The organism is Amycolatopsis sp. WAC 01416 (assembly GCF_003947485.1).
GTDB lineage: Bacteria > Actinomycetota > Actinomycetes > Mycobacteriales > Pseudonocardiaceae > Amycolatopsis.
Genome location: NZ_QHHX01000006.1, coordinates 618,623 through 625,403, shown reverse-complemented (window position 1 = coordinate 625,403; position 6,781 = coordinate 618,623). Strand labels below are relative to the sequence as shown.

Sequence of the window (6,781 nt, the reverse complement as noted above, 5' to 3'; positions counted from 1 at the left end):
ATCGCACGCACCTGACGCCCCTGCGCCCGCCGGAGCACGACTTCCTCGTCGTAAGCGGCATCGAGAAGACGAGCGGCTTTCGGATTGAAAGCAAAGGATGTGGTCATGACCAAGATCATACTCGAACTAATGTTCGACAGCCAGCGTGTCCCGACCTTGAATGTCAATTGGTCAGTGAGCCTTTGTTCGAGGGCTGAGGACAGACGCCGAACCCCACCGCGAGCCGGGCATCGGTGTCACCGTCGCGCAGATGCACCAGCAACGCCTCCTGCCGCGGAGTCGGCTTGCGTCAGGGAGACCCGCTCCGCTTCCGATGGCCGCGGATGACCTTGACCACATAACGAACCAGAGCGACAGTGTCCAGTTCGCCCGCTGCCACGCTGAATGTGGATCGCGAAAGCGAGAGCCGAGTTCGACCCACCAAACTCAACAGAACACCACAGCACCTATCACCGCCCACCTCATTCACCAGCCTCGAGCATCCCCCTGAGCGCCGAGGCGAGAAGGGCGACGGCGCGGTCCTCGTCTTCGGCCAGGTTCCGCAGGACGTCCCGTACGAGGGCGGGCGGCATCTCGGCGAGGGCCTGGGTCAGGCGCATCCGCGTCGCGGAGTCCGCGGTGGGGGCGGCGAGCTCGTCGGCCAGCGCGCTCATGATCCGGTCCGCGCGGCCCGCGTCGCGCGCCAAGCTTCCGAGAACCTCGGCCGCCTCGACGTCGAGAGTGCCCTCGACCACCATGCGGACGAGGGCCGGCACGGCCGCGGACCCACCACGCGCACCGACGGCCAGCGCGGCACGGCCGCGGACCGTCTCGTCCGAGTCTCCGAGCGCCTCCGCCAGTACCGCGGTCGCCTCGTCGCCGGGCATCCCGGCGAGCGCCAGGATCGCGCGACGCCGGACGTCGACGTTCTCCGAACGCGCGCCGGCCGCCAGGCTCGCCACACCGTCACCGCCCGCCCTCGCCAGGGCCCACCGCAGAGCACCGGCGACGTTCAGATCGGCTTCACCGAGCACCGCCTCCGCCAGTAGTTCTGTGGGCACCGGCAGGTCCTCGGCCGGCACCAGGACGGTCTGCTGGCGTCGCGCGGCATGGGGTGAGTTGAGCCCGTGCAGCAGCTCGACGATGCGCAGGACACCCTCCCAGCCCAACGGCGCCGAGGCGTCGACCGCACGAAGTCGTTCGAGAAGCTCCTGTTCCCGCTTCAGCCGTTCCTCGGTCCGCCGGATGAGGTCGCCGACCAGATCGGACGGCTCGAAGGCGGGGTCCTCCAGGGCACGCCCGATCTGGCGCAGCGACAGGCCGAGAGACCGCAGGGCTTCCACATGGAAGATCCGGCGGATGTCCCCGTCGGAATACTCACGGTAGCCACCGACGGTGCGACCGGTCGGCCGCACCAGCCCGAGGGAGTCGTAATGCCGGAGCATCCGGCTGCTCACCCCCGAGCGGCGCGCCACCTCACCGATCAGCATTCACGCTCCCCCTGCTCGTTCCGGACCGAGCGCGACGACCCGTTTCGCCTCGTCGATGGCCGGATCGAAGTCGGCGTCCGGGTCGCGCAGGAGCCGCTCCGTGGCGCGGGCGTGCGCGCGCACCTCCGGGTCGGCACTCGCCAGGCCCGTCCGCAGGGCGGGTTCGATCTCGTCACCGAGCGCGACGAGTGCCCTGCTGAGACTCAGCCGCACCTTCCGGTCGCCGCGGCCGAACTGCGCGGCCAGGTCCACGGCCAGCCGTTTCCGCTCCCCGTCGGGGACGAGGACGACGGCGGCACGCCACGCGCTCCGCGCGACCTCGTCGTCGGCGTCGTGCAGCAGCGACCGGGTGATCGCGGGCCACGCGGTGACGTCCCCGATCTTGGACAGCGTGTGCAACGCCTGGCTCCGCGCCTGCGGGACGTCGGAACCGAGCTCCGTCAGGAGCGCCGGCATCGTGTTCTCCGCCGGGAGCCGGGTCAATGCCCAGGTCAGCATGTCCCGCACGAAGAAGTCCGGCTCGACCGCGCACCGTGCCATGAGCGCGTCGACGAACCGGGCGTCCGGGTGCGTCCCGGCCGCCAGGGCCGCCTGGAGCCGCGTCGACGAGCTTTCGGAGCTCAAGGCGTCGAGCAGCCGTGTGTCCGGTGTAGTCCGTTGTGTCGTGTCGATGACGATCACCTCCTGCCCACCAGTGAAGACCTTGTCACAATGTCAAGGTCAAGTGCGAGCCCGGTGCGGGGTAGGGCCAGCCCCCGCAGGGACCCACCGGCGCACCGCATTCACCCTGGCCCACCCCATGGACCAGACTCATGACGGTGACCGCAAACCTCCGCACAGGCAGCGATTTCGCCCGCCTGTCCCGCCGCGTCAGCGAAGCGGGCCTTCTCGACCGCCGTCCCGGCTACTACGTCTTCCGCATCGGACTGGTGGCCACCCTCTTCGTCGCCGGCTGGATCGCCTTCTTCGCGATCGGGGATTCCTGGTGGCAGCTGGGGATCGCCGTCTTCCAGGCGGTGATGTTCGGCCAGATCGCCCTGCTGTCGCATGACCTGGCACATCGCCAGGTGTTCCGGACCCGCCGCCCGGCCGAGATCGCCGGCCGCATCGCGGGGAACCTCGGCGTCGGTATGAGCTACGGCTGGTGGATGGACAAGCACACCCGCCACCACGCGAACCCGAACCACGAGGGCCTCGACCCCGACGTCGATCCGGACATCCTCGTGTGGTCGAAGGACCAGGCGCGGGCCAGCAAGGGCATCCCCCGGTTCATCGGCCGCTACCAGGCGTTCCTGTTCTTCCCGCTGCTCACCCTCGAAGGCCTGAACCTGCACGTCTCCGGTATCCGCGCGGTTTCGAAGCCGGGCATCCGGGCCCGCTGGCTCGAAGCTGCGTTGCTGCTGACGCATTTCGCGCTCTACTTCAGCGCGCTGCTCGTGGTCCTCTCCCCCGCCAAGGCGCTCGTCTTCTTCATCGTCCACAAAGCACTGTGGGGCGTCTACATGGGATCGATCTTCGCGCCCAACCACAAGGGGATGCCGATCCTGTCCGGGGACACCGAACTCGACTTCCTCCGCAAGCAGGTGCTCACGTCACGCAACGTCCGCGGCGGCCGGATCGTCGACGTCGCGCTCGGCGGGCTCAACTACCAGATCGAGCACCATCTCTTCCCGAGTATGCCGTCACCGCACCTGCGCCGCGCCCGGCCCATCGTCCAGGAGTACTGCGCCGAGCTCGGTGTTCCGTACCACGAGACGGGGCTCGCCGAGTCCTACAAGCTCGCGTTGCGCAGCCTGCACGAAGCGGGCGAGCCGATCAGAGCCAATCGTCAGGACGCGGCCAGGGCATGAGCGCCGCGAGTTCGTCCGCGACCGGCTCGGTCACCGTGTACCGCCCACGATGGAACAGCAGCGGACGATCGTCCGAAGGTTCCCCGAGCGCGGTGACCCTGCCGACGACGACGTAGTGGTCACCCGCCTCGTGCACGGTTTCGAGCGTGCAGTCGATCCACGTCAACGCCCCTGTCAGCAAAGGGGAACCGGACGGGGCGGGGGTCCAGTCGATCGACGCGAACTTGTCCGCTCCCCGCGCGCCGAACACGGCGCTGACGTCCTGCTGGTCCTCGGCGAGCACGTTGACGGCGAACCGGCCGGACTCGGCGAGGACCGCCCAGGTCCGGGAAGTCTTGGCGGGACAGAAGAGCACCAGCGGCGGATCGAGGGAAAGCGCCGCGAACGACTGGCACGCGAAGCCCACCGGGGCCCGGCCGTCGTGCCCGGTCACCACCGCGACGCCGGTGCAGAAGTGCCCGAGCACCGTCCGGAACCGCGCCGGATCGATCTCCGCGCCGAGGTCCGTCACCGGGGTCACGACTGCCCCGGCGGGCGCGCGCCGACTGAAAAGTCGTGTCCCCACAAGGAAACCGCCGTACTCTCTCGGGCGATCCAGCTTTCGTCGTCCACTTGACGCCCCTCGCAGCCGTATTCGACGTCGAATCCGCCGGGGGTCTTCATGTAGAACGAGAGCATCAGATCGTTGACGTGCCGCCCGAGGGTGGCCGACATCGGCACCTTCCGGCGGATGGCCCGGTCGAGGCAGAGGCCGACGTCGTCGGTGTTCTCCACTTCGACCATGAGGTGCACGATGCCGCTGGGAGTCGGCATCGGGAGGAACGCGAGGCTGTGGTGACGCGGATTACAGCCGAAGAACCGCAGCCAAGCCGGAGCGCCGTCGGCGGGCCTGCCGACCATCTGCGGCGGCAGTTTCATCGAGTCCCGTAACCGGAATCCGAGCACGTCACGGTAGAACCGCAGAGAAGCGTCATCGTCGTGTGTGGACAGTACGACGTGTCCGAGGCCTTGCTCGCCGGTGACGAACTTGTGGCCGTACGGGCTGACCACGCGCCGGTGTTGCAACGCGACACCGTGGAACACTTCGAGCGTGTTGCCGGAAGGGTCCTCAAAGGACACCAGGCCGTCGACCCGGCGATCGGCCAGCTGATCCGGGGCGCCTTCCTTGTACGGCACCGAATGCGCGTCGAGCGATGCCCGGATCTCGTCGAGTTCGCCGGCGTTGGCGACCTCCCAGCCCGCCACGGCGAGCCGGTCGTGCTCACCGGGGAAGATCACGAGCCGCGCGGGGAAGTCGTCCATGCGCAGGTAAAGCGCTTCCGGATTCGTGCCGGAACCCTCGACCATGCCGAGGACCTTCAGCCCGTATTCGCGCCACGCGGCCATGTCGGTGGCTTCGATGCGAAGGTAGGCGAGCGAACGGATACCCATCAGGAGGCTCCCAGGAAGTCGAGTGCCAGCCGGTTGAACTCGTCGAACTTCTCCAGCTGCGCCCAGTGGCCGCAGCCACCGAACACGTGCAGCTGGGCACGCGGGATCGTCTTGAGCGCGAGCAGGGCGCCGTCGAGCGGGTTGACCCGGTCTTCCCTGCCCCAGATGAGCAGCACGCGTTGGCGCAGGCGATGCGCCTCACGCCACAGCATGCCCTCTTCGTAGGTGTCGGGCTGGGCGAACGACTTGCCCATCGCCTTCATCGCCGCCAGGGACTCCGGCGCGCTCGCGGCGGCGAACCGTTCGTCGGGCTGTTCGTCGGTGATCAGGGACTGGTCGTGCACCATGATCCGCAGGAAGGCTTCGAGCTTCTCGCGGCTCGGACCCGGCGGTGCGCTGAACCGGCCGAGGTTCTTGATGCCCTCGGTGGGATCGGGCGCGAACAGGTTCAAGCTCAGGCCGCCAGGCCCCATCAGGACAAGGCGGCCGGCGCGCTTCGGATGGTTGAGCGCGAGGCGCACCGAGGCGCCGCCGCCGAGCGAGTTCCCGACGAAATGGGCGCGTTCGATGCCGAGTTCGTCCATCAAGCCGACCACGGCGTCCGCGCTGTGGCGGAAGTACTGCGGATGCTCGGCCGGTTTGTCCGACCGGCCGAACCCGGGCTGGTCGATCGCCAGCGTCCGGTAGTTCTTGCCGAAGACCGGCAGGTTGCGGCCGAAGTTGCTCCACGCCGACGCGCCGGGCCCACCGCCGTGCAGCAGGATCACCGTCTCCGGATGTTCCGCGCCCGCCTCGTGGTAGTGCAGCTTGAGTCCATCTTGGACGGTGACGTACTTGCCTTCGGTCATCAGACCATCGCATTCTCGACGGGCAGCCCGAAGGCGCCGGTTCCGAACATGACGTAGGCGCGCTCGGCGTCGTTCGCCGCGTGCACCCGGCCGGCGTGGGCGTCGCGCCAGAACCGCTGGATCGGGGTTCCGGCTTGCAAGGCCCGGCCACCGGAGTTCTCGAAAAGCCTGTCGATCGCGAAGATCGCGCGTTCCGTGCCGCGGACCTGGTCACGGCGCACTCGCAGCCGGGTGGGGAACGGCAGCTTCTCCCCCTTGCACGCCAGCTGGTACAGCTCGTCGATGTTGTGCGTCAGCTGGAGCCAGGCCGCGTCGATCTCGCTCGCCGCCTCGGCGATCCGCACCTTGGCGAACGGGTCCTCTTTGGACTGTTCGCCCGCGTACGCCGCGCGGACGCGCTTGCCCTGGTACTCGACGTGCGCGTCGTAGGCGCCTTGCGCCATCCCGATGATCGGCGCGGTGATCGTGCTCGGATGCACCGATCCGTAGGGGAGCTTGTACAGCGGCCCCGGATTGATCTCCTGTCCGGGCGTCTTGCACTTCGACGTCGCGATGAAACTGAGCGCACGGTGCTTCGGCACGAAGACGTCGTTCACGATGATGTCGTTGGACCCGGTGCCGCGCAGGCCCACGGTGTCCCAGACGTCCTCGATCGTGTAGTCGGAGATCGGCACCAGATAAGTGCAGAAGTCGACCGGTTTGCCATCCTTGAACACCGGGCCGCCCAGCAGCACCCAGGTCGCGTGGTCGCAGCCGGAGGAGAAACTCCAGCGCCCGCTGAGCCGGTAGCCGCCGTCGACGACGTCCGCCTTGCCCATCGGCGCGTACGACGACGAGATCCGGACGTCGGTGTCGTCGCCCCAGACGTCCTGCTGTGCCTGCGCCTCGAACAGGCCGAGGTGCCACGGGTGGACGCCGAGGATGGAGGCGACCCAGCCCGTGGACCCGCACGCGCTCGCGACGAGTTTGACCGCGGTGTAGAAGCTCACCGGGTCGGCTTCGAGACCACCGAACGTCTTCGGCTGCAGGAGTTTGAAGAACCCGGTCTCCTGCAAGGATTTGACGGACTCCTCGGGAACGCGCCTGGCGTCCTCCGCCTCCTGCGCCCGCTCCCGCAGGACCGGCAGCAGCTCCCGGATCCCCGCGATCACGTCCTGCGCGGCGTGCTCGCTCATATGCGTTC

The 6,781-nt window shown here is 68.4% G+C and carries 7 protein-coding genes; 1 reads left to right on the top strand and 6 read right to left on the bottom strand.

Translation table 11 applies throughout. The features are described 5' to 3' along the window. Nucleotides 1-461 precede the first annotated feature (461 nt). Nucleotides 462-1,469: a MerR family transcriptional regulator gene (locus DL990_RS23750; protein WP_125799927.1), complete on the bottom strand. Its 1,008-nt coding sequence runs from the start codon at nucleotides 1,467-1,469 to the stop codon at nucleotides 462-464. Next, complete coding sequence (locus DL990_RS23745; protein WP_125799926.1) at nucleotides 1,470-2,150, bottom strand: HEAT repeat domain-containing protein; 681 nt, start codon at nucleotides 2,148-2,150, stop codon at nucleotides 1,470-1,472. It lies immediately after the preceding gene. 131 nt (nucleotides 2,151-2,281) lie between these two features. Between DL990_RS23745 and DL990_RS23740 the strand changes: the two genes are divergently transcribed. After that, nucleotides 2,282-3,319 carry an acyl-CoA desaturase gene (locus tag DL990_RS23740; protein ID WP_125785498.1) on the top strand — a complete coding sequence of 346 codons (1,038 nt, stop codon included), beginning with the start codon at nucleotides 2,282-2,284 and terminating at the stop codon, nucleotides 3,317-3,319. On the opposite strand, the gene hsaB is transcribed toward DL990_RS23740, so the two are convergent. The 4 genes from hsaB to hsaA are packed head-to-tail and all read right to left on the bottom strand — an operon-like array spanning nucleotide 3,285 to nucleotide 6,773. Beyond that, complete coding sequence (gene hsaB / locus DL990_RS23735) at nucleotides 3,285-3,839, bottom strand: 3-hydroxy-9,10-secoandrosta-1,3,5(10)-triene-9,17-dione monooxygenase reductase subunit (RefSeq protein WP_125785497.1); 555 nt, start codon at nucleotides 3,837-3,839, stop codon at nucleotides 3,285-3,287. The two genes, DL990_RS23740 and hsaB, sit on opposite strands and share 35 nt — an antisense overlap. Then, nucleotides 3,836-4,750, bottom strand: coding sequence for an iron-dependent extradiol dioxygenase HsaC (gene hsaC / locus DL990_RS23730; protein ID WP_125799925.1), 915 nt, complete (start codon nucleotides 4,748-4,750; stop codon nucleotides 3,836-3,838). The genes hsaB and hsaC overlap by 4 nt, the downstream gene beginning before the upstream one ends. Further along, complete coding sequence (gene hsaD, locus DL990_RS23725) at nucleotides 4,750-5,598, bottom strand: 4,5:9,10-diseco-3-hydroxy-5,9,17-trioxoandrosta-1(10),2-diene-4-oate hydrolase (RefSeq protein WP_125799924.1); 849 nt, start codon at nucleotides 5,596-5,598, stop codon at nucleotides 4,750-4,752. The genes hsaC and hsaD overlap by 1 nt, the downstream gene beginning before the upstream one ends. Then, nucleotides 5,598-6,773 (bottom strand): 3-hydroxy-9,10-secoandrosta-1,3,5(10)-triene-9,17-dione monooxygenase oxygenase subunit, encoded by a 1,176-nt coding sequence (hsaA, locus tag DL990_RS23720; RefSeq protein WP_125785494.1) that lies wholly within the window; start codon nucleotides 6,771-6,773, stop codon nucleotides 5,598-5,600. The genes hsaD and hsaA overlap by 1 nt, the downstream gene beginning before the upstream one ends. Nucleotides 6,774-6,781 lie beyond the last annotated feature (8 nt).